At 69.6% G+C, this 20,315-nt stretch carries 28 protein-coding genes; 22 read left to right on the forward strand and 6 right to left on the reverse strand.

Annotated elements, in window-relative coordinates:
* Nucleotides 1–88 precede the first annotated feature (88 nt).
* From rplV to gdhA, 20 genes are all read left to right on the forward strand, one after another.
* Entirely contained in the window at nt 89–454 is a 366-nt protein-coding gene (gene rplV / locus LOY02_RS11180; RefSeq protein ID WP_317182462.1) for a 50S ribosomal protein L22, read from the forward strand.
* Nucleotides 454–1,296: a 30S ribosomal protein S3 gene (rpsC, locus tag LOY02_RS11185; protein WP_317182436.1), complete on the forward strand. Its 843-nt coding sequence runs from the start codon at nt 454–456 to the stop codon at nt 1,294–1,296. Before rplV ends, rpsC begins: the two co-directional genes overlap by 1 nt.
* Nucleotides 1,297–1,298: 2 nt before the next feature.
* The gene (gene rplP / locus LOY02_RS11190) at nt 1,299–1,718 is read left to right on the forward strand and encodes a 50S ribosomal protein L16 (protein ID WP_317182437.1); all 420 of its coding nucleotides are present in this window, start codon (nt 1,299–1,301) and stop codon (nt 1,716–1,718) included.
* Entirely contained in the window at nt 1,718–2,083 is a 366-nt protein-coding gene (gene rpmC / locus LOY02_RS11195; protein ID WP_317182438.1) for a 50S ribosomal protein L29, read from the forward strand. The genes rplP and rpmC overlap by 1 nt, the downstream gene beginning before the upstream one ends.
* 2 nt (nt 2,084–2,085) lie before the next feature.
* Nucleotides 2,086–2,388, forward strand: coding sequence for a 30S ribosomal protein S17 (rpsQ, locus tag LOY02_RS11200; protein ID WP_317182439.1), 303 nt, complete (start codon nt 2,086–2,088; stop codon nt 2,386–2,388).
* 232 nt (nt 2,389–2,620) lie between these two features.
* The gene (rplN, locus tag LOY02_RS11205) at nt 2,621–2,989 is read left to right on the forward strand and encodes a 50S ribosomal protein L14 (RefSeq protein WP_317182440.1); all 369 of its coding nucleotides are present in this window, start codon (nt 2,621–2,623) and stop codon (nt 2,987–2,989) included.
* Nucleotides 2,990–2,991: 2 nt separating this feature from the next.
* Nucleotides 2,992–3,363, forward strand: coding sequence for a 50S ribosomal protein L24 (gene rplX / locus LOY02_RS11210; protein ID WP_317182441.1), 372 nt, complete (start codon nt 2,992–2,994; stop codon nt 3,361–3,363).
* A 2-nt stretch (nt 3,364–3,365) separates the two neighbouring features.
* A complete protein-coding gene (gene rplE / locus LOY02_RS11215) occupies nt 3,366–3,950 on the forward strand; it encodes a 50S ribosomal protein L5 (protein WP_317182442.1) in 585 nt (194 codons plus the stop codon).
* A 1-nt stretch (nt 3,951) separates the two neighbouring features.
* Nucleotides 3,952–4,137 (forward strand): type Z 30S ribosomal protein S14, encoded by a 186-nt coding sequence (locus tag LOY02_RS11220; protein WP_013493557.1) that lies wholly within the window; start codon nt 3,952–3,954, stop codon nt 4,135–4,137.
* A 130-nt stretch (nt 4,138–4,267) separates the two neighbouring features.
* Nucleotides 4,268–4,666, forward strand: a complete 399-nt coding sequence (gene rpsH / locus LOY02_RS11225; protein WP_317182443.1) for a 30S ribosomal protein S8 — start codon at nt 4,268–4,270, stop codon at nt 4,664–4,666.
* Nucleotides 4,667–4,678: 12 nt separating this feature from the next.
* Nucleotides 4,679–5,215, forward strand: coding sequence for a 50S ribosomal protein L6 (gene rplF / locus LOY02_RS11230; RefSeq protein ID WP_317182444.1), 537 nt, complete (start codon nt 4,679–4,681; stop codon nt 5,213–5,215).
* A gap of 3 nt (nt 5,216–5,218) precedes the next feature.
* Nucleotides 5,219–5,593, forward strand: coding sequence for a 50S ribosomal protein L18 (gene rplR / locus LOY02_RS11235; RefSeq protein WP_317182445.1), 375 nt, complete (start codon nt 5,219–5,221; stop codon nt 5,591–5,593).
* 52 nt (nt 5,594–5,645) lie between these two features.
* On the forward strand, nt 5,646–6,314 hold the full coding sequence (gene rpsE, locus LOY02_RS11240) for a 30S ribosomal protein S5 (protein ID WP_317182446.1): 669 nt from the start codon (nt 5,646–5,648) through the stop codon (nt 6,312–6,314).
* Nucleotides 6,314–6,496, forward strand: a complete 183-nt coding sequence (rpmD, locus tag LOY02_RS11245; protein ID WP_317182447.1) for a 50S ribosomal protein L30 — start codon at nt 6,314–6,316, stop codon at nt 6,494–6,496. Before rpsE ends, rpmD begins: the two co-directional genes overlap by 1 nt.
* 2 nt (nt 6,497–6,498) lie before the next feature.
* Nucleotides 6,499–6,972, forward strand: a complete 474-nt coding sequence (gene rplO / locus LOY02_RS11250) for a 50S ribosomal protein L15 (protein ID WP_317182448.1) — start codon at nt 6,499–6,501, stop codon at nt 6,970–6,972.
* Between the two features lie 180 nt (nt 6,973–7,152).
* A complete protein-coding gene (secY, locus tag LOY02_RS11255; RefSeq protein WP_317182449.1) occupies nt 7,153–8,475 on the forward strand; it encodes a preprotein translocase subunit SecY in 1,323 nt (440 codons plus the stop codon).
* A 48-nt stretch (nt 8,476–8,523) separates the two neighbouring features.
* Nucleotides 8,524–9,102, forward strand: coding sequence for an adenylate kinase (locus tag LOY02_RS11260; RefSeq protein WP_317182450.1), 579 nt, complete (start codon nt 8,524–8,526; stop codon nt 9,100–9,102).
* Between the two features lie 10 nt (nt 9,103–9,112).
* Nucleotides 9,113–9,955, forward strand: coding sequence for a type I methionyl aminopeptidase (gene map, locus LOY02_RS11265; RefSeq protein ID WP_317182451.1), 843 nt, complete (start codon nt 9,113–9,115; stop codon nt 9,953–9,955).
* A 44-nt stretch (nt 9,956–9,999) separates the two neighbouring features.
* Complete coding sequence (locus LOY02_RS11270; RefSeq protein WP_317182452.1) at nt 10,000–11,466, forward strand: serine hydrolase domain-containing protein; 1,467 nt, start codon at nt 10,000–10,002, stop codon at nt 11,464–11,466.
* 84 nt (nt 11,467–11,550) lie between these two features.
* A complete protein-coding gene (gene gdhA / locus LOY02_RS11275; protein WP_317182453.1) occupies nt 11,551–12,897 on the forward strand; it encodes an NADP-specific glutamate dehydrogenase in 1,347 nt (448 codons plus the stop codon).
* Nucleotides 12,898–12,907: 10 nt separating this feature from the next.
* Here the strand turns inward: gdhA and LOY02_RS11280 are convergent, their stop codons facing one another.
* Complete coding sequence (locus LOY02_RS11280) at nt 12,908–13,606, reverse strand: hypothetical protein (RefSeq protein WP_317182454.1); 699 nt, start codon at nt 13,604–13,606, stop codon at nt 12,908–12,910.
* A gap of 17 nt (nt 13,607–13,623) precedes the next feature.
* Between LOY02_RS11280 and LOY02_RS11285 the strand changes: the two genes are divergently transcribed.
* Entirely contained in the window at nt 13,624–13,977 is a 354-nt protein-coding gene (locus LOY02_RS11285) for an iron chaperone (RefSeq protein ID WP_317182455.1), read from the forward strand.
* Between the two features lie 98 nt (nt 13,978–14,075).
* Here LOY02_RS11285 and LOY02_RS11290 read toward each other — a convergent pair whose 3' ends face one another.
* The 3 genes from LOY02_RS11290 to alr are packed head-to-tail and all read right to left on the reverse strand — an operon-like array spanning nt 14,076 to nt 16,995.
* Complete coding sequence (locus LOY02_RS11290; RefSeq protein WP_317182456.1) at nt 14,076–14,819, reverse strand: M15 family metallopeptidase; 744 nt, start codon at nt 14,817–14,819, stop codon at nt 14,076–14,078.
* Nucleotides 14,816–15,826 carry a D-alanine--D-alanine ligase family protein gene (locus tag LOY02_RS11295; protein ID WP_317182457.1) on the reverse strand — a complete coding sequence of 337 codons (1,011 nt, stop codon included), beginning with the start codon at nt 15,824–15,826 and terminating at the stop codon, nt 14,816–14,818. The genes LOY02_RS11290 and LOY02_RS11295 overlap by 4 nt, the downstream gene beginning before the upstream one ends.
* Nucleotides 15,823–16,995, reverse strand: coding sequence for an alanine racemase (gene alr, locus LOY02_RS11300; RefSeq protein ID WP_317182458.1), 1,173 nt, complete (start codon nt 16,993–16,995; stop codon nt 15,823–15,825). Before alr ends, LOY02_RS11295 begins: the two co-directional genes overlap by 4 nt.
* A 272-nt stretch (nt 16,996–17,267) precedes the next feature.
* Here alr and LOY02_RS11305 point away from each other — a divergent pair, with 272 nt between their 5' ends.
* Complete coding sequence (locus tag LOY02_RS11305) at nt 17,268–18,254, forward strand: type IV toxin-antitoxin system AbiEi family antitoxin domain-containing protein (protein WP_317182459.1); 987 nt, start codon at nt 17,268–17,270, stop codon at nt 18,252–18,254.
* 80 nt (nt 18,255–18,334) lie between these two features.
* Here the strand turns inward: LOY02_RS11305 and LOY02_RS11310 are convergent, their stop codons facing one another.
* Nucleotides 18,335–19,000 (reverse strand): response regulator transcription factor, encoded by a 666-nt coding sequence (locus tag LOY02_RS11310; RefSeq protein ID WP_317182460.1) that lies wholly within the window; start codon nt 18,998–19,000, stop codon nt 18,335–18,337.
* An 8-nt stretch (nt 19,001–19,008) separates the two neighbouring features.
* Nucleotides 19,009–20,315: sensor histidine kinase (locus LOY02_RS11315; protein ID WP_317182461.1), on the reverse strand; the 1,307-nt coding region annotated here is incomplete at its 5' end.

Consider the following 20,315-nt stretch of genomic DNA (forward strand, 5'->3'; position numbering starts at 1 on the left):
CCCGCACGTTCAAGGGTCACGTGAAGGACGACAAGAAGGGTCGTCGTCGCTGATGGCCGCCGCATCGCCCCAGACCAAGGAAACCGTCATGGAAGCCAAGGCCTCGGCACGGCACGTCCGTGTCAGTCCTCAGAAGGCTCGTCGAGTCGTGGACCTCATCCGCGGCAAGGCAGCCACCGACGCCGTCACGACGCTCACGTTCGCACCGCAGGCGGCCTCCGAGCCCGTCAAGAAGGTGCTCGAGAGCGCCATCGCCAACGCCCGCTTCAGGGCTGACCGCGAGTCGGTCGCGTTCGACGAGCGCAACCTCGTCGTCAGCGCCGCCTACGTCGACGAGGGCCCGACGATGAAGCGGTTCCGTCCGCGCGCCCAGGGCCGCGCCGGACGCATCAACAAGCGCACGAGCCACATCACCGTGATCGTGTCCCAGCTCGAGAAGAAGGGAGCCCGCTGATGGGTCAGAAGGTCAACCCCCATGGCTTCCGTCTGGGCATCACCACCGACCACCGGAGCCGCTGGTTCGCCGACTCCACGAAGGCCGGGCAGCGTTACCGCGACTACGTGAAGGAAGACGTCGCGATCCGCCGCCTCATGGCGACGGGCATGGAGCGCGCCGGCATCGCGAAGGTGGAGATCGAGCGCACGCGAGACCGCGTCCGCGTCGACATCCACACGGCGCGTCCCGGTATCGTCATCGGCCGTCGCGGCGCCGAGGCGGACCGCATCCGCGGCGAGCTGGAGAAGCTCACCGGCAAGCAGGTCCAGCTGAACATCCTCGAGGTCAAGAACCCCGAGATCGACGCCCAGCTGGTTGCCCAGGGCATCGCCGAGCAGCTCTCGGCCCGAGTCTCCTTCCGTCGTGCCATGCGCAAGGGCATGCAGTCCGCCCAGCGCGCCGGCGCGAAGGGCATCCGCGTCCAGGTCTCCGGCCGCCTCAACGGCGCCGAGATGAGCCGGACCGAGTTCTACCGCGAGGGCCGGGTCCCGCTGCACACGCTCCGCGCCAACATCGACTACGGCTTCTACGAGGCCCGGACGACGTTCGGCCGCATCGGCGTCAAGGTGTGGATCTACAAGGGAGACCTCACGGCCAAGGAGCTCGCGGCCCAGCAGGCCGCCGCTCCGCGCCCGTCGCGTGGGCCGCGTCGTGACGGCGACGGCCGACCGAACCGCGCCCGTCGTGGTGACCGCACCGAGGCCGCTGCTCCCCGCGAGACGGCAGCCCCTGAGTCCACAGCGTCCACGGTGACCACCGAGGCTGCAGCCCCGGCCGCCACCGAGAATGAGCAGGCCTGACCATGTTGATTCCCCGTCGAGTCAAGCACCGCAAGCAGCACCACCCGGACCGCCATGGTGCGGCCAAGGGCGGCACGTCGATCGCTTTCGGTGACTACGGAATCCAGGCTCTCGAGCCGGCCTACGTGACGAACCGTCAGATCGAGTCCGCGCGTATCGCGATGACCCGGTACATGAAGCGTGGCGGGAAGGTGTGGATCAACATCTACCCCGACCGCCCGCTCACCAAGAAGCCCGCCGAGACCCGGATGGGTTCCGGCAAGGGGTCGCCGGAGTGGTGGGTCGCCAACGTCAAGCCCGGCCGGGTCATGTTCGAGATCTCGGGTGTGACCGAGCCGGTCGCGCGTGAGGCGATGCGCCTGGCGATGCACAAGCTCCCGATGAAGTGCCGGTTCGTTGCGCGTGAAGGCGGTGACATCTGATGGCAGTGGGTACCAAGGACCTGGCTCCCGACCAGCTGCGTGGTCTCGACGACGCACGGCTCGCCGACGAGCTGAAGAAGGCCAAGGAGGAGCTGTTCAACCTCCGGTTCCAGTCCGCCACGGGCCAGCTGGACAACCACGGACGGCTGCGCGCCGTCAAGAAGGACATCGCGCGGATCTACACCGAGATGCGTGAGCGCGAGCTCGGCATCGGTTCGCCCCCTGCCGCTCCCGCGGCAGGCGGTTCGGCCAAGGCGGACGCCAAGGCCGACAAGGCCGACAAGGCGGAGAAGAAGGCTGCCAAGGCTGAGAAGACCGACACGAAGGCCGACAAGAAGGCCGACAAGGCTGACGAGGAGGCTTGAGGATGAGCGACAACACCGCTGCTGAGACCACTGGTGCGACGACCGAGGCGCCCGAGCGCAACTACCGCAAGACCCGTCAGGGCTACGTGGTGAGCGACAAGATGGACAAGACCGTCGTCGTCGAGGTCGAGGACCGCGTCAAGCACGCGCTCTACAGCAAGGTCATTCGGCGCACGAGCAAGGTCAAGGCACACGACGAGAACAACGAGGCCGGCGTCGGCGACCGCGTTCTCATCATGGAGACGCGTCCGCTCTCCGCGACCAAGCACTGGCGCATCGTCCAGATCCTCGAGAAGGCCAAATAGCCCACGGGGGTTCGGCCCTGGCGGGCCTGCCCCCCGTGCACCCCCAAAGGCCCGCTCGGCTCAGTTGGGAGTGCACGCCAGCCAAGCGGCATACGAAGAAGATGTCGTGCGCCGCGGGTTGGCTCACACAGACCCGCATCCCATTCAGTTCGGCAAGGCTTCCGGCGAAAGAAATGGCGCTGAGCGCCAATTCTTTCGCCGGGAGAACCGGCACGACGACAGGAGTAAGACAGTGATTCAGCAGGAGTCGCGAGTGCGCGTCGCCGACAACACCGGTGCCAAGGAGATCCTGTGCATCCGTGTTCTCGGCGGGTCGGGCCGGCGGTACGCCGGCATCGGCGACACGATCGTCGCCACCGTCAAGGACGCCATCCCGGGCGGCAACGTCAAGAAGGGTGACGTCGTCAAGGCGGTCATCGTTCGCACGGTCAAGGAGCGTCGTCGCGCCGACGGGTCCTACATCAAGTTCGACGAGAACGCCGCGGTGATTCTCAAGGCCGATGGCGACCCTCGCGGGACGCGCATCTTCGGCCCGGTCGGCCGTGAGCTGCGCGAGAAGAAGTTCATGAAGATCATCTCGCTCGCGCCGGAGGTGCTGTGAACATGGCGAAGCAGAGAATGAAGATCAAGAAGGGTGACCTCGTCCAGGTCATCTCCGGCCGGAGCCAGAAGAACGGCGGCGACCGGGGCAAGCAGGGCAAGGTCATCGCGGTCTACCCCGAGACCCAGCGCGTGCTCGTCGAGGGCATCAACCGCGTCACCAAGCACGTCAAGGCCGGGGCGACCGCCCGCGGCACGCGCACGGGTGGCCTGACCCACACCGAGGCCGCGATCCACGTGAGCAACGTGGCCGTCGTCGACCCCGAGACGAAGAAGCCGACGCGCATCAAGACGCGCGTCGAGACCGTGGAGCGCAATGGTCGCCAGAAGGCGTCCCGCGTCCGTGTCGCGGTCACGTCGGACAAGGACCTCTGAACATGAGTGAGACCGAGACCACCACCACTGCGACGATGCCGCCCGCGCCGCGGTTGAAGCAGCGCTACCGGGACGAGATCAAGTCCTCGCTCCGGGACCAGTTCGGCTACGGCAACGTCATGCAGGTGCCGGGCGTCGTCAAGGTCGTCGTCAACATGGGCGTCGGCGACGCGGCCAAGGACAGCAAGCTCATCGAGGGCGCCGTCCGTGACCTCACGGCCATCACCGGCCAGAAGCCGGTCGTGACCCGGGCGCGCAAGTCGATCGCCCAGTTCAAGCTCCGTGAGGGCATGCCTATCGGTGCCCACACCACCCTTCGCGGCGACCGGATGTGGGAGTTCCTCGACCGTCTCGTGACGATCGCGCTCCCGCGCATCCGTGACTTCCGCGGCCTGTCCCCGAAGCAGTTCGACGGTCGCGGCAACTACACGTTCGGCCTGACCGAGCAGTCGGTGTTCCACGAGATCGACCAGGACAAGATCGACCGCGTCCGGGGCATGGACATCACCGTGGTCACCACGGCGACCAACGATGACGAGGGTCGCGCGCTGCTCAAGGCGCTCGGCTTCCCCTTCAAGGAGAACTGACATGGCCAAGACCGCGCTGATCAACAAGGCGAACCGGAAGCCGAAGTTCAAGGTCCGTGCGTACACCCGCTGCCAGAAGTGCGGTCGCCCGCACTCGGTGTACCGCAAGTTCGGCCTCTGCCGCATCTGCCTCCGCGAGATGGCACATGCGGGCGAGCTGCCGGGCGTGACCAAGAGCTCCTGGTGACCTCCGGGTCACCGACCCGGGACAACCCCACCATCCAAGAAACCTCTGACACCGTAGGTCGGCTCGACCCGAAGGCCGCGAGGCACGCGAGCCGAGTCGAAACCCCGGTGAGGAAGGGCGGAGAGCCCACATGACCATGACTGACCCGATTGCGGACATGCTGACCCGCGTGCGGAACGCCAACTCGGCGCACCACGACGTCGTCTCCATGCCGTACTCGAAGCTGAAGAAGAACATCGCCGAGATCCTCCAGGCCGAGGGCTACATCGCCGGCTGGAAGGTCGAGGAGGCCGAGGTCGGCCAGACGCTGACCATCGACCTCAAGTACGGCCCGAACCGCGAGCGCTCCATCGCCGGCGTGCGTCGCGTCTCGAAGCCGGGTCTGCGCGTCTACGCCAAGTCGACGAACCTCCCGAAGGTTCTCGGCGGGCTCGGCGTCGCGATCATCTCGACCTCAACCGGTCTGCTGACCGACCGGCAGGCGCACGAGAAGGGCGTGGGTGGGGAAGTCCTCGCCTACGTCTGGTAAGGAGACACTGACATGTCGCGAATCGGACGACTCCCCGTCTCCATCCCCTCTGGTGTGGACATCAACGTCGACGGCCAGGACGTGCGCGTCAAGGGCCCGAAGGGTGAGCTCGCACTCACCGTCCCGGCCCCGATCACCGTCGAGAAGACGGATGGAGCCCTCGAGGTCAACCGGCCCAACGACGAGCGCGAGTCGCGCTCGCTCCATGGCCTGACCCGCTCGCTCCTGAACAACATGGTCCTCGGCGTCACCGAGGGCTACGAGAAGAAGATGGAGATCCACGGCACGGGTTACCGTGTCGCGGCGAAGGGCTCGGACCTCGAGTTCTCCCTCGGCTACTCGCACCCGATCCTCGTCAAGGCTGAGGAGGGGATCAGCTTCGCGGTGGAGAACCCCACGCGCTTCTCGGTGCACGGCATCGACAAGCAGCGTGTCGGTGAGGTCGCCGCGAACATCCGCAAGCTGCGCAAGCCCGACCCGTACAAGGGCAAGGGCGTTCGCTATGCGGGCGAGCAGATCCGTCGCAAGGTTGGAAAGGCCGGTAAGTAAGCCATGGCAATGATCATCAAGCGCGGCAAGTCCAAGGCTGCCGCCCGCATCCGCCGTCAGGTGCGCGGTCGCAAGAGGATCGCCGGCACCCCGGCCCGGCCCCGCCTCGTGGTCTCTCGCTCGAGCCGGCACCTCTTCGTCCAGGTCGTCGACGACACCGTCGGCAGGACCGTCGCGTCCGCCTCGACGATGGAGGCCGACCTGCGCGCGTTCGAGGGCGACAAGACCGCCAAGGCCAAGAAGGTCGGAGAGCTCGTCGCCGCCCGTGCCAAGGACGCCGGCATCGAGACCGTGGTCTTCGATCGCGGCGGCAACAAGTACCACGGTCGCGTCGCGGCCATCGCCGAGGGCGCCCGTGAAGGTGGGTTGTCCCTGTGAGTGACCTCGCGACCAAGCACCACGTGACCGCTATCGAGATGAGGAACATCTGATGCCCGGACAGCAGCGTCGAGGCACCGGCCCCGCCGGTGAGCGCGGCGAGCGCGGCGAGCGCGGCGAGCGTCAGGACCGCCGCGGCGGCCGTGACAGCCGCGACAGCCGTGAGGCCGAGAAGAACCAGTACGTCGAGCGCGTCGTGACCATCAACCGCGTCGCCAAGGTCGTCAAGGGTGGTCGTCGCTTCAGCTTCACCGCTCTCGTCGTCGTCGGTGACGGTGACGGCACCGTGGGCGTGGGCTACGGGAAGGCCAAGGAGGTCCCCGCCGCCATCGCCAAGGGTGTCGAGGAGGCCAAGAAGGGCTTCTTCAAGGTCCCGCGCATCCAGGGCACCATCCCGCATCCTGTCCAGGGCGAGGCCGCCGCTGGTGTCGTCATGCTCCGTCCCGCCGCCCCCGGTACCGGCGTCATTGCCGGCGGCCCGGTGCGTGCGGTGCTCGAGTGCGCCGGCATCCACGACGTCCTCTCGAAGTCGCTGGGCTCGGACAACCCCATCAACATCGTGCACGCCACGGCCCAGGCCCTGCGCGAGCTCGAGCGCCCCGAGTCGGTTGCCGCGCGCCGCGGCAAGTCCCTCGAGGACGTGGCCCCGGCCGCCATGCTCAGGGCGCGTGCAGCGGGTCTCGCCGAGGCCCGCGCGGCGAGCGAGAAGGCCGGTGCGTGATGGCGCGGCTCAAGGTGACCCAGATCCGTTCCGAGATCGGTGGCAAGCAGAACCAGCGTGACACGCTGCGCAGCCTCGGTCTGAAGCGCATTGGCGACGTCGTCGTCAAGGAGGACCGTCCCGAGATCCGCGGGATGGTCAAGACGGTGACGCACCTCGTCACCGTCGAGGAGGTTGACTGACCATGGCCAGCAAGAAGCAGGGCGAGTCCGCCCTCAAGGTCCACCACCTGCGCCCGGCACCCGGGGCCAAGACCGCCAGGACCCGCGTGGGTCGCGGTGAGGGCTCCAAGGGCAAGACGGCCGGTCGCGGCACCAAGGGCACCAAGGCCCGCTACCAGGTCCCGGAGCGCTTCGAGGGCGGCTCGATGCCGCTGCACATGCGCCTGCCCAAGCTCCGCGGCTTCAAGAACCCGTTCCGCACCGAGTACCAGGTCGTGAACCTGGACCGGCTGCAGGTCCTCTTCCCGGAGGGCGGGCAGGTCTCGGTGGACGACCTCGTGGCCAAGGGCGCCGTTCGCGGTGGCCACCCGGTCAAGGTGCTCGGCACGGGCGAGATCTCGGTCAAGGTCGACGTCGAGGCGCACAAGTTCTCCGCCTCGGCCAAGGAGAAGATCGAGGCCGCCGGCGGCTCGGTCAAGCCCCTGGCCGCCGACTGAGCGGTCCGCGTGACCACCCCCCACACCTCGGGTGACCCCAGCGCCCCGGGCGCCGGATCCGCGATCGACGTGACGTCGCTCGTCGGGGACGGTGCCCGGGGCGCTGCGCCTGTGCGTTAACCTTCCACGGATTGCTTGACTTCAGCCGACCCCACCGGGTCGAGCCCTCAGGAGGACCCTGTGCTCGCCGCCTTCGTTCGCGCGTTCCGAACCCCGGACCTGCGCAACAAGCTGCTCTTCACCCTCAGCATCATCGTGCTGTTCCGGCTCGGGTCACAGATCCCGACCCCGGGTGTGAGCTACCCGCTCGTGCAGAGCTGTCTCGAGTCGCGGGATGCGACGGGTGACGCGACGGGAGGGTTCCTCAACCTCGCGAACCTCTTCAGCGGTGGCGCCCTCCTGCAGCTGTCCGTCTTCGCGCTCGGGATCATGCCCTACATCACGGCGAGCATCATCGTGCAGCTGCTCACCGTGGTCATCCCACGGTTCGAGGAGCTGAAGAAGGAGGGGCAGGCCGGCACGACGAAGATGACGCAGTACACGCGTTACCTCACCATCGGTCTGGCGATCCTCCAGTCGGCGACGCTCGTGACGTTCGCTCGCAACCCCTCGAGCCTCTTCGGCCCGCAGTGCACCAACATCCTCACCGACTCCTCGTTCATCACCATCCTCATCATGGTGCTGACGATGACCGCTGGCACCGGCCTGATCATGTGGTTCGGCGAGCTCATCACCGACCGCGGCGTCGGCAACGGCATGTCCCTGCTCATCTTCATCTCCATCGCTGCCACGTTCCCGAGCGCGCTGTGGGCGATCAAGGACAACAACGGCTGGGGCACCTTCCTCGGGGTCATCCTCCTCGGCATGTTCGTCATCGCGGCTGTCGTCTTCGTCGAGCAGTCGCAGCGCCGGATCCCGGTGCAGTACGCCAAGCGGATGGTCGGCCGCCGCATGTACGGCGGGACCTCGACCTACATCCCGCTCAAGGTCAACATGGCCAACGTGATCCCGGTCATCTTCGCGGCGTCGCTCATGGCGCTGCCGGGCCTCATCGCGCAGTTCAACACCGATCCCACGCAGGTCCCGCCGGGCTGGGTCCAGTGGATCCAGAACAACCTCGTCAGCGGCGACACGGCGGCGTACGCGATCGTCTACGTGACCCTGATCATCTTCTTCACGTTCTTCTACGTGTCGATCACGTTCAACCCGACCGAGGTCGCCGACAACATGAAGAAGTACGGCGGCTTCATCCCAGGTATCCGTGCCGGGCGACCCACGGCTGAGTACCTCAACTACGTCATCACCCGAATCACCGTGCCGGGTGCCATCTACCTTGCGATCGTCTCGCTCATCCCGCTCATCGCCATCGCGGCGGTCGACGCGGACCAGAACTTCCCCTTCGGTGGTACCTCGATCCTGATCATCGTCGGCGTCGGTCTGGAGACGGTCAAGCAGATCGAGGCGCAGCTGCAGCAGCGCAACTACGAAGGGTTCCTCCGTTGATGTCACCCCACGCCATTCTCCGCTTCGCCTGTCAGCAGGTGCGCTGACATGCGCCTGATCATCCTGGGCCCGCCAGGCGCCGGCAAGGGGACACAGGCCGCGCGCATCGCCGAGCGGCTGTCCATCCCGGCCATCTCCACGGGGGACATCTTCCGGTCCAACATCAAGGAGCAGACCGAGCTCGGTCGACGCGTCGAGGCCATCCTCGCCTCCGGGGCATACGTGCCCGACGAGGTGACCAATGAGATCGTCGAGGACCGACTGTCCTGGCCGGACGCTGCCGACGGCTTCCTCCTCGACGGCTACCCGCGGACCGCGGGTCAGGTCGAGGCCCTCGACGCCATGCTCGCGCGTCACGGCCATGCCCTCGACGCGGTCCTCGAGCTCACGGTCGACGAGGACGCGGTCGTCGAACGCCTGCTCAAGCGGGCCGAGCTCGAGGGTCGCGCCGACGACAGCGAGGACGTCATCCGGGAGCGCCAGGCGATCTACCGCCGGGAGACCGCACCCCTCGCTCACCACTACGCCGATGCGGGACTGCTCGTTCAGGTCGATGGCATGGGCGAGATGGACGAGGTCACCGACCGGATCATCGCCGCCCTGCCGACGCCCAGCCAGGGCGACTGAGCGGAGTCCCGTGTTCGGCCGCCGCAAGCTCCAGGGACGCACCGACGAGCAGCTGGTTCTCATGCGTGAGGCTGGGCTGCTCGTCGGTCGCACCCTGGTGATGCTCGAGGAGCACATCGCCCCCGGGGTCACGACCGCCCAGCTCGACCGTCTCGCCGAGGACTTCATCCGCAGCCACGGTGGCATCCCGAACTTCCAGCTCGTCCCGGGCTACTCGCACACTCTCTGCACGAGCGTCAACGACGAGGTCGTCCACGGCATCCCAGGTGATCGGGTGCTCGAGGCGGGCGACCTCGTGTCGATCGACTGCGGCGCGGAGGTCAGGGGCTGGAACGGCGACGCTGCCATCTCGGTCGTCGTCGGAGGATCCGAGGCGGCTCGCCCTGAGGACCTGGCCCTCATCGCGGCGACCGAGGCGAGCCTCTACGCCGGAATCGCCGCCATGCGGGTCGGTGGGCGCCTCTATGCCGTCGGCGATGCTGTCGAGGCGAGCGTCGACGCGGCGGCCGTCCGCGACGGCTACACCTACGGCATCATCGACGAGTACGTCGGTCACGGCATCGGCACCGAGATGCACATGGACCCGCAGATCCCGAACTACGCCGTGAGCGAGACCGGTCCCAAGATTCCCGCGGGCTTCACCGGCGCGATCGAGCCGATGGTGACTCTCGGCGGCACGACGACGAAGGTGCTCTCGGACGACTGGACGGTCGTCACGGCCGACGGCACCCGGGCCTCGCACTGGGAGCACTCGGTCGCGGTCCGACCCGAGGGCCTGTGGATCCTCACTGCCATCGACGGTGGCGAGGCCGCGCTGGAAGCCAGCGGAGCGGCATACGCCCCGGTCTCCTGAAGGCCACCGCGCTCCTGTCAGGGGGGGCAGATAACGTCGGGGGCGTGATCCTTCCCCGCAGTGCTCCCTGTGACGAGGGTGTCGACGCCACGGGCCTCGTCGCCTTCCTGGACGCCGTCGAGCGGCGGGGCATCGAGCTGCACAGCCTGATGGTCGCGCGCCACGGTCGCGTCGTGGCGGAGGGGTGGTGGACGCCGTATGCCGCTGACCGCGCTCACCTCGTCTACTCCGTCTCCAAGTCGCTGACGTCCACTGCCGTCGGCTTCCTCGTGCACGAGGGTGCCCTGACGCTCGACGACCTCGTCCTTCCGCGCCTGGGGGAGGTCCCGGCCGAGCGTCTTCACCCCGGCTGGTCCCGCGTCACCCTGCGCCACTGCCTGACGATGACGGTCGGCCACGACACCGACGCATGGGAGCCCGCGTTCGCCGGCGCGGAGGCCGACGTGTTCCGACCCGGGACCGACTGGCTGCCCCTCGTGCTGGCGACCGCACCGGAGCACGAGCCCGGCACGACGTTCACCTACAACCAGGTGGCCACCTACCTCGTGTCCCGGCTCGTGCACGCGGTCACCGGCCAGGGCCTCGTGGAGATCCTCCGGCGTCGGTTGCTCGAGCCGCTCGGCATCACGGAGCTGGCCTGGCAACGTGACCCGCTGGGCCACGAGCTCGGGTTCACCGGGGCGCACCTGACGACGGAGGCTCTCCTCGCGTTCACCCAGTTCTGTCTCCACGGCGGGGCGTGGGGCGAGCGGCAGCTGCTGCCGCGCGAGTGGTTCGCCGAGGCGAGCCGCCCGTTCGGGCCGCCGAACCGCGACCCAGCCGGCAACGCGGACTCGGTCCTCGGTTACGGATACTCGTTCTGGACCTCTCGACACGGCTTTCGGGCGGACGGCGCGTTCGGGCAGCTCGGACTGGTCCTGCCCGAGCAGGACGCGGTCGTGGCCATCACGGCCGAGCACGCCCCGATGCAGGAGATCCTCGACGAGTTCTGGCCGACTGCCTTTCCCGCGCTCGGGAGAGCGGGATCGGCCGCCGCCGACGCCCTGCTCGCCGAGCGGCTGGCCGACCTCGCCCTGCCGCCTCCCAGCCGAGCCGCGCGCTCTGGGGTCTTGCCGGGCCCGGAAGCGGCTTCCTTCGTTCGGGCCGAAGGGCACGGTGACCGGAGCCTGCCGGGGGCCTACTCGGGCGTCACCGTGCGGCGCGACCGGGCGGGCCACCTCCTCGGTCTGCAGCGCAACGGCCTCCCGCTGGAGCTGGCCGTCGGCCAAGGGGACTGGCTCGAGTCCGTCCTCGAGGTCGAGAGCCGTCGGCTGCCTGTCGTGGCGCGTGGTGGGTGGCAGGACGGTGACCGGTTCCAGGCCGATGTGCTCGTCATCGAGTCGCCACATCGCTTCCGGGTCGAGGGCCGGCGGTCCTCAGGCGAGGTCACCCTGACGTGGCGCGCGTGCCCGCTGACCGGCCCGGACCCGCTCGACCTGGCCGTCCGGACCATGCCCCAGCATGCGAGATAGCCCGTTCGTCATTCGGACAAATACGCGTGTCCGGCTCGCTGGTCCCACAATCGCAGGGGGACCACGGAGAGAGCAGGAGACGCGATGAACACCCTCGACCCCCACCTCCAGGACATCTACGAGGTCGTCCTGCGGCGCAACCCCGGCGAGGGCGAGTTCCACCAGGCGGTGCTCGAGGTCTTCGAGTCCCTGACCCCCGTCGTCCGAAAGCACCCTGAGTTCGCCGACTCCAAGGTGCTCGAGCGCCTGTGTGAGCCCGAGCGCCAGATCATCTTCCGGGTGCCGTGGGTCAACGACCGGGGAGAGGTCGAGATCAACCGCGGGTTCCGGGTCGAGTTCAGCTCGGTCCTCGGTCCCTTCAAGGGCGGTCTGCGCTTCCACCCCAGCGTCAACCTCGGGATCATCAAGTTCCTCGGCTTCGAGCAGATCTTCAAGAACGCCCTCACGGGCATGCCGATCGGTGGTGGCAAGGGCGGCAGCGACTTCGACCCCAAGGGCCGCAGCGACCGAGAGGTGATGGCCTTCTGCCAGTCCTTCATGACCGAGCTGTACCGCCACATCGGCGAGTACACCGACGTCCCCGCGGGCGACATCGGCGTCGGTGGTCGAGAGATCGGCTACCTCTTCGGTCAGTACAAGCGGATCACCAACCGCTACGAGTCCGGCGTCCTCACCGGCAAGGGCCTCGGCTGGGGTGGTTCGCTCGTGCGCAAGGAGGCGACCGGCTACGGCACGGTGTTCTTCGCCGACGAGATGCTCCGGTCGCGCGGGGACTCCTTCGACGGCAAGCGGGTCGTCGTCTCGGGCTCCGGAAACGTCGCCATCTATGCGGCCGAGCAGGCCGAGCAGCTCGGCGGCCGCGTCATCGCCTGCTCCGACTCGGGGGGCTACGTCGTCGACGAGGCCGGCATCGACGTCGAGCTGCTCAAGGAGCTCAAGGAGGTGCGGCGCGAGCGGATCAGCGCCTACGTGGACGCGCGTCCGTCCGCCTCCTTCGTCGCTGGCGGGAGCATCTGGGACGTCGAGTGCGACATCGCGCTGCCCTGTGCCACGCAGAACGAGCTCGACGAGGACGCCGCCATCACCCTGGTCAAGAACGGTGTGCGCGTGGTCGCCGAGGGTGCCAACATGCCGACCACTCCCACCGCGACCCGAGTTCTCACCGACGCCGGGGTCCTCTTCGCCCCCGGCAAGGCGGCCAACGCCGGCGGTGTCGCGACCTCCGCTCTCGAGATGCAGCAGAACGCCTCGCGGGACTCGTGGACCCATGAGTACACCGAGGAGCGCCTCGCCGGCATCATGCGCGGGATCCACGAACGCTGCGCCACCGCTGCGGACGAGTACGGCGCCCCGGGCAACTACGTCGTCGGCGCCAACACCTCCTCCTTCGTCCAGCTGGCCGAGGCCGTCCTCGCGCTCGGAGTGATCTGACCGCCGACACCTACCGGCCCAGCAGACCCGCCCGGCCCCCGACGTGGACGACGAGTCGCTCCGCGACGACGCGCGCGTTGCGCTGGAGGACGTCGACGGGCACGCGGGGGAGGTTCTCCTCCCAGTCGATGAGCGGTGAGCCGCGGAACTGGAGGATCCGGGCAGGTCGGCCCATGAAGAAGAGGTGGCCGTGCGCGCCGCCGTCGCCGTACTTCGCCAGCTGGAAGCGCCCGACCGACGGGAGGTGCTCGATGGCGTCGCCGACAGCCACGATGAGCTCGCCCATCTCGGCAGCCAGCTCGGTCGGCAGGCTCGGGATGTCGTGGTGCTCGAGCGGGCTGAGCAACAGCGCGATGGGCAGACCGGTCTCGCGGGCGATCTGGAGCCGCCAGCGCTCGTTGCGCCACACGAGCATGCCGTCGTCATCCGGCATGGGTTCCGCGCACCAGCACTCGGCAGGGTTCTCGCCCCGTCGCGGAGGCTCCTCGTCCACCAGCGGCCGCAACGGCTTGAGCCGGAGGCTGTCGACCTCGTAGGGGTAGATGTCCCATCCCGGCATCTCCTCGACGGCCACAGGCAACCGCCCCTCGGCGTCCGTGGCCGCGGCGATGCGCGCGTAGTAGTCCTCGATCGTCTCCGGCGTGTCGACGTCGGGGGCGCCCTGGTTGTCGTCGTCGTCGCCGTGCTGCCCTGTCACATCTGCGGTCACCCTGCGATTATGGCCGCATGGGCACGGTCACCGACTACCTGGCGGGCATCGAGGAGGCCGACCGTCGGGCCGCCCTCGCCCGGGTCATCGAGCTCGCACGCGGTCTCGTCCCCGACGCCGAGGAGGGGGTGGGCTACGGGATGCCGGCCCTGCGCCACCGGGGGAAACCGCTCATCGCCGCCGTCGCGGCCGCGCAGCACCTGTCGCTCTTCCCGTTCAGCAGTGCAGTAGTCGAGGCCGTGGCCGCCGACCTCGACGGATACTCACTGTCCAAGGGGACCATCCGTTTCGACGCCGACCGACCCGTCCCCGACGAGGTGGTCGAGCGGATCGTCCGGATGCGCGTGGCCGAGATCGAGGGACGCGCCTGATCGACCGGTCGCCCGGAGCGCCGCCTCGATGGAAGGTGCCCGTGGTGCGGGCGTCAGCCGCTGGCTCGCTCGCCTCCCGCGCCTTCCGGCCCGCGCCTTCATTCGGTCAGGTCCACCGGGCCGTGGACCGCAAAGGGATGGCCGGCGACATGTGCCCAGTACCGGTCGCCGAAGGACCAGTGCCACCACTCGGTGGGGTAGTTGACCAGCCCTACGCCGCCCAGGACGTCGGCGAGCAGGTCCCGGTGGCGCCGGGCCGATGCCGAGACGCGTGGCGAGTCGAAGAAGCAGGCGCCGTCGCTCTCCTCCGGTGTCGCATCGATCGGGGTGCCCAGGTCGAGCGGACCCTCCGGTCCCAGGAGGGTCAGGTCGACGGCGGCCCCGGAGACGTGGGGTGCCATCGACGGGGGAGCCACGAAGCGGCTGGCCAGGACGTCGATCTCATCGGGGCCGAGCAACGGCTGCTGCGTCGAGATCAGCCGCCGGTAACGGTCGTGGATCGCCACCTGGGAGGACATCGGGCGCAGTCCCTCGACGACCAGCAGGTGCACCCCGGGCGGCAGGTCGGCGTCGGCCGCGGCAAGCCGCTCCGCCACCGTCGCGCGGACCAGGGTGTGGACGGACTGCCGCGGGGTGGGCTGGGAGGACACGTCCGCGGGAACCGCGCCCAGCGGCATACGGCCTCGTCGATCCCCGAGCGGAAGAGTCGGTGCAGCGCCGACGACCCGGACCGGTGAGCACCTCAGGTCCACGAGGGGCGCGCCGTCCTCGACGACGGGGATGGCCCGGATCACCGGGTCGGCGAACAGCACCGGCGAGAGCGATGCGCGAGGCGAGCTCATGCGTGGACAGGGGTCGACCGCGAGGACGCGAGCGCCGTCTGCAGGAGCGTGTCGACAAGGTCGTCGTAGGAGATTCCGGCGGCCGCCCACATCCGCGGGAACTGCGACTGCGCCGTGAAGCCGGGGAAGGTGTTGACCTCCCCGAGGACGGGGCCGTCCGCGGTGACGAAGAAGTCGATGCGGGCCAGGCCGCGGCAACCGAGCCCGGCGAAGGCGGTGAGGGCGAGCTCCTCGAGGGTCCGGGCGGTCGCCGGCGGGATGGGCGCCGGGATGGTGAAGCGGGTCGCCTCGCTCGCGTACTTCGCAGCCTCGGTGAAGAACGGCTCGCGCGGGTCGCTGTCGATGAGCAGGCTCGGCCCGCAGCGCAGCGATCCGTCGGGGAGCTCGAGCACCGGAAGGTCCACCTCGAGCCCCACGACCTCGGCCTCGATGACGACGGAGCCGTCGCCCGCGGCCCTCAGCGCCCCGGGCAGATCGGCGCGGTCGGTGATGCGACTGACGCCGATGCTCGAGCCGCCGTGGACCGGCTTCACGAAGAGGGGCAGCTGGACTCCTGCGTGGGACAGCTCGAGGAGCAGCGCGCTCCGCTCGCGCTCGCTGCCGATCGCCCGCCGCACCCGCGCGGCGTCGAAGGCCACCCCCGGTGCCACCGGGACCCCCGCTCGGCTCACGATCGTCTTGGTGAGGTCCTTGTCGAGGCACAGGGCGCTGGCGCGGACTCCACTGCCGACGTAGGGAAGGCCGAGCATCTCGAGCAGCCCCTGGACCGTGCCGTCCTCACCCTGCACGCCGTGGAGGGCGGGAACCACGACATCGCAGGTCAGCAGGGCCCCGATCGCTTCGGACCGACCCCTTCCGGTCGGGGCGAGCCAGGCGCCTGACGGCCCGATGAGGATCGGCACCGGCTCGTGTCCGATCCTGCGCAGCGACTCGATGATGCCCTGCCCCGACGCGACCGAGACGTCGTACTCGGAGCTGATGCCGCCATGGATGACTCCGACCCTCATGCTGCCGCCTCCGGCGCGGTCACGTGACGCCGAGCGACGCGGCTGCCGATCCCCGTGTAGATCTCGTGCTCGTTCGTGCCCGTCCACTGGGCCCAGTCGCGCGCGGTCGGCTCGCCGCGGTCGCCCGGTCCGAAGGCGATGACCTCGTCCCCGACGGCGACCGGGTCACGGCCGACGTCGATGACCACCTGGTCCATCGACACCTGCCCGATGAGCGGTGCTCGCCGGCCGCGGACCAAGACCTCGGCCCGACCGGTCGCGGCGCGTGGGATGCCGTCGGCGTACCCGAGCGGTACCAGCGCCAGATGCGTGTCCCGGGTCGTGCGCTGCACGTGGTCGTATCCGACGCCCCGGCCGGCCTGGACGTGACGGACCTGGACCACGTGGGACCGGAGCGTCATCGCCGGACGGAGACCATCGCCGATGCCGAAGAGGCCCGCGCCGACCCGGACGAGGTCATGCCGGGTCACAACGGGATTGGCTTGGACGGCGGCCGTGTTCGCCAGGTGAACGACGGCCGGCCGGAGCCCGGCCCGGCGTGCGAGATCGAGGCCGATGCGGAACATGAGCAGCTGCCGGTGCGTCGCGATGGCACCCGGCTCGCCACCGTGCGAGAGGTGCGACCAGATGCCGACGACCTGGACGCTGCCCGCTCGCGAGAGCTCTGCTGCTGCGCGGACGAGGCGGACCCAGTCCTCCCCGGGGCAGCCACTCCGGTGCATCCCCGTGTCGAGCTCGAGGTGGATCCGTGCGGGCCGCGTCCCACCGTCGCTCATCTCGGCAGCCCGGGCGATCGCGGCCAGGTCCGTGGCCCCGCTCACGGCGAGGTCGATCCCGTGGGCCAGGGCTGTGGCGGCCCGGCTCGCGTCGTGCAGCCAGGCGAGGATCGGTACGGTGATGCCGGCCCCCCTGAGCGCGAGGGCCTCTCCGATCCGGGTGACGCCGAGCCAGCGGGCCCCGGCTGCGACGCAGGTTCGCGCGACGGGGACTGCCCCGTGCCCGAAGGCGTCGGCCTTGACGACGGCCATGATCGGCGCGGATGCCTGGGCGCCCAGGGCGCGCAGGTTGGCGGCGACGGCCCGGTGGTCGATCACCGCCTCGGCCAGTCCATCGCCGATGTCGAGGTCGAAATCGTATGCCCCCGTGGGGATTTCGATTGCAGTGGTCACCTGGCCGAGGCTAGGCGGGGACGTTGCCGGAGCACATCGGTCCGGGGACCGATCCGGGAGTCCTCCCAGAGGAGGAGCTCACGCGGCCACACCCGCCGCCCGCCTCGGCAACACGCCCGGCTGTTCGCAACCGGGTCGTGAAATATCCGCGGCGCGTTGCGACGTGCCGGGCGTGTTGCGGGCGTCCACAACCGATGGGCGGATACGGCGGCTTTCCACAGCCGGGGTGCTCGCACTACTCAAACCGGTCGTATGCCGCTGACTCTCCTCCCATGGACAGACGACTTCGCGCTCTGGCCGGCTCGCAGGCCGGCACCCTCTCGGTCATGGAGGCTCACGCCGTCGGCGTCCCCAATGCCGACATCGTGCGGGCCGTCCGCGCCGGTGAGCTCGTCCGCGTGCGTCGGGGCGCCTTCATCGGCAGGGAGGTGTGGGATGCCGCCAGCCCGGACGCGCAATTCCGGCTCTCTGCGCTGGCGATCGCGCGGAGCCGGCCCGGAGACGCGTTGAGCCACCACGCCGCTCTGGCTGCCCTCGACCTGCCCCTCTGGGACCATGACCCGGACCGGATCGACCTCGCCACGAGGACCCGCCGAGGCTCGTCGCGCAACGGGCTCCACCTGCACCCGATCGCCGGCATCCAGACGCAGCAGGTCGCAGGCGTGCGCTCGGTCTCGACAGCGCGGGCCATCGTCCGAACCGGCCTGACGATGGGTCTGGAGTGCGCCGTCGTCGCCGGTGACGCTGCACTGCACCAACGACTGGTCACTGTGGCGGACCTCGTTGCCGAGGTGGCACTGCTCTCCCCCCACGAGGGCAGGGGGCGTGCTCACGAGATCGTGCTGCGGATGGACGGCCGTGCCGAGTCGGTGGGGGAGAGCCGGACCAGGCTGGTGGTCGATGCGTTGGGACTCGCGCACGACAGCCAAGTCGAGTTGGTCGACGACGCCGGCCGCTTCGTCGCCCGGGTGGACCTGCTCGTCGAGGGGGTCGTCCTCGAGTTCGACGGACGGGTGAAGTACCGCGCCGACATGGCCGATTCTGCTGACCCGGAGGCGGTCAGCCGCATCGTCTGGCTGGAGAAGCGGCGCGAGGACGCCATCCGCCGGCTCGGTCATCCGGTCGAGCGGGTCGTGTGGGACGACCTCGCCCGACCCGGGACCATCGCTGCCCGGGTGGCCGCGGCGCGACCTCACGTCACGGCGCGTCAGCCCGGCACCTCCCGGCAACACGCCCGGCCGTTCGCAACCGGCTCGTGAAATATCCGTGGTGCGTTGCGGACAGCCGGGCGTGTTGCGGGGGAAGGGGATTGCGGGGGGCAGGGCGCGGGGAGGGGAGGTCAGGGGCCGGGGGAGACCGCGCCGGTCTGGTAGGCCAGCACGACGAGGGCGACGCGGTCCCGGACGCCGGTCTTGGCCAGGATGTGCCCGACGTGGGTCTTGACCGTCGTCTCCGAGACGAAGAGGGCCTCGGCGATCTCGGAGTTCGTCAGGCCCTGGGCGATCGCCACCCAGACCTCACGCTCACGTTCGGTGAGCGAGGCCGTGCGGTCGACGAGGCTCTGCGGGGCGGCGACACCGCGCACGTACGTCTCGACCAGCCGCTTCGTCGTCGACGGCGCGATGACGGCGTCGCCGGCATGGACCGTCCGAATCGCCCCGAGCAGGTCCTCCGGCGGAGCGTCCTTGAGGAGGAACCCCGAGGCGCCCGCCCGCAGCGCGGTGAAGGCGTACTCGTCGAGGTCGAACGTCGTCAGCACGAGGACCTTGGTCGCGCAGTAGCGCTCGACGACGGTGCGGGTCGTGTCGATGCCGTCCATCCGCGGCATCCGGACGTCCATGAGGATGACGTCGACCCCGGGGTCGCCGTCATCGCGGGCCAGGCGCTCCAGTGCCTCCACGCAGTCGAGCCCGTCCACGCACTCGGCGACGACGGTCAGGTCGGGCTGCGACCCGACGAGCATCGAGAAGCCCGCCCGGACCAGAGCCTGGTCGTCCACGATCATGACGCGGATCATCCGTCGGTCCCGCGCGGCAGGGTGGCGAGGACGCGGAAGCCGCCGCGCGGGTCCGGTCCCGTCACGAGCTCACCCCCGACCATCTCCACCCGCTCTGCCATGCCCCGCAGTCCGTGACCGCTGGACGGTGCCCCGTCGCCCCCTGGCCCGTCGTCCACGACCTCGACGAGGACCCGGTGCGGCTCCACCGAGAGCCTCACCCATGCCGTCGCGTCGTCGCCTGCGTGCTTCATCACGTTGGTCAGCGCCTCCTGGACCGTCCGATAGGCGGTCAGCCCGACCGCGTCCGACGGCGCGATCTCCGACAGGTCGCCCTCGACGGCGAGACGCACGTCGCGGCCCGTGTCGACGAGATTCTGCACGAGCGCGCGCACGTCGGCCAGCCCGGGCTGTGGACCGTCCGGGTTGGGGACCGAGTCGTCGCGGAGCACGCTGAGCAGCCGGCGCATCTCCGCCAGGGAGGAGCGGCCGGTCGCGGCGATCGTCTCCAGCGCCGTCGTCGCCGCAGCGGGGTCGGCCGCCGCCGCGAACCGGGCCCCGTCGGCCTGGACGATCATCACCGAGATCCCGTGGGCGACGATGTCGTGCATCTCGCGGGCGATCCGCTGCCGGTCGGCGAGCGCCTCGACCTGCCCGCGAGCGGCCTGCTCCGCTTCTTGGTGGGCCGCAGCCTCCGCCGCGTGCGTCTCCGACTCGCGCTGCAGGGCGCGGCGCTCGCTCGCGGCCCGGATCTGGTCGGCGACGGCCCAGGTGAGCACGACGACGCCTGAGCTGTTGAAGAGGAAGATGGCGACCCGGTCGGTGAGGAACGTCTCGATCGGCGGGAGGTAGAAGCCGAAGCGCAGGAAGAGCAGGCCGATCGCGACGACGAGCGAGCCCAGTGAGGCGGCCAGGGCCCAGAGACCGCTGCGGCGGTCGGTCCACAAGGTCACCCCGAACAGGGCGATGAGGGCCATGAGGACCGTCGGCAGGCCGAGCATGACGCCGGCGCCGTAGAGGAGGAAGGCGAGCACGCCGCAGGCCACGAACGTCTCGCGGGGGAAGCGCGGCAGGAACACCAGCAGCACTGCGCCGAGGGTGATGCCCGCATAGGCGAGGACGTCCGGCCGCTCCTCGAGGTTGACCCACCAGACGGTGAAACCGAGCACCCCGGCGACGGTGATCGACACGAGGAAGTAGAAGAGCCCGATGAGCACGCCGACCCGGTCGACGAGCACACGGCGCTCTCCCGGCCTGCCGAGGCCGCCCAGCCCACCGAGCCCACCGAGCCCACCGGCACGGCCACCCACACCGCGCCGACTCG

Source organism: Intrasporangium sp., from assembly GCF_032907665.1.
Taxonomy (GTDB): domain Bacteria; phylum Actinomycetota; class Actinomycetes; order Actinomycetales; family Dermatophilaceae; genus Intrasporangium.

Coding starts and splice junctions, on each gene's coding strand:
- rplV (WP_317182462.1), top strand. CDS start 89: ATGGAAGCCAAGGCCTCGGCACGGCACGTCCGTGTCAGTCCTCAGAAG.
- rpsC (WP_317182436.1), top strand. CDS start 454: ATGGGTCAGAAGGTCAACCCCCATGGCTTCCGTCTGGGCATCACCACC.
- rplP (WP_317182437.1), top strand. CDS start 1,299: ATGTTGATTCCCCGTCGAGTCAAGCACCGCAAGCAGCACCACCCGGAC.
- rpmC (WP_317182438.1), top strand. CDS start 1,718: ATGGCAGTGGGTACCAAGGACCTGGCTCCCGACCAGCTGCGTGGTCTC.
- rpsQ (WP_317182439.1), top strand. CDS start 2,086: ATGAGCGACAACACCGCTGCTGAGACCACTGGTGCGACGACCGAGGCG.
- rplX (WP_317182441.1), top strand. CDS start 2,992: ATGGCGAAGCAGAGAATGAAGATCAAGAAGGGTGACCTCGTCCAGGTC.
- rplE (WP_317182442.1), top strand. CDS start 3,366: ATGAGTGAGACCGAGACCACCACCACTGCGACGATGCCGCCCGCGCCG.
- LOY02_RS11220 (WP_013493557.1), top strand. CDS start 3,952: ATGGCCAAGACCGCGCTGATCAACAAGGCGAACCGGAAGCCGAAGTTC.
- rpsH (WP_317182443.1), top strand. CDS start 4,268: ATGACCATGACTGACCCGATTGCGGACATGCTGACCCGCGTGCGGAAC.
- rplF (WP_317182444.1), top strand. CDS start 4,679: ATGTCGCGAATCGGACGACTCCCCGTCTCCATCCCCTCTGGTGTGGAC.
- rplR (WP_317182445.1), top strand. CDS start 5,219: ATGGCAATGATCATCAAGCGCGGCAAGTCCAAGGCTGCCGCCCGCATC.
- rpsE (WP_317182446.1), top strand. CDS start 5,646: ATGCCCGGACAGCAGCGTCGAGGCACCGGCCCCGCCGGTGAGCGCGGC.
- rpmD (WP_317182447.1), top strand. CDS start 6,314: ATGGCGCGGCTCAAGGTGACCCAGATCCGTTCCGAGATCGGTGGCAAG.
- rplO (WP_317182448.1), top strand. CDS start 6,499: ATGGCCAGCAAGAAGCAGGGCGAGTCCGCCCTCAAGGTCCACCACCTG.
- LOY02_RS11260 (WP_317182450.1), top strand. CDS start 8,524: ATGCGCCTGATCATCCTGGGCCCGCCAGGCGCCGGCAAGGGGACACAG.
- gdhA (WP_317182453.1), top strand. CDS start 11,551: ATGAACACCCTCGACCCCCACCTCCAGGACATCTACGAGGTCGTCCTG.
- LOY02_RS11285 (WP_317182455.1), top strand. CDS start 13,624: ATGGGCACGGTCACCGACTACCTGGCGGGCATCGAGGAGGCCGACCGT.
- LOY02_RS11290 (WP_317182456.1), bottom strand. CDS start 14,819: ATGAGCTCGCCTCGCGCATCGCTCTCGCCGGTGCTGTTCGCCGACCCG.
- LOY02_RS11295 (WP_317182457.1), bottom strand. CDS start 15,826: ATGAGGGTCGGAGTCATCCATGGCGGCATCAGCTCCGAGTACGACGTC.
- LOY02_RS11305 (WP_317182459.1), top strand. CDS start 17,268: ATGGACAGACGACTTCGCGCTCTGGCCGGCTCGCAGGCCGGCACCCTC.
- LOY02_RS11310 (WP_317182460.1), bottom strand. CDS start 19,000: ATGATCGTGGACGACCAGGCTCTGGTCCGGGCGGGCTTCTCGATGCTC.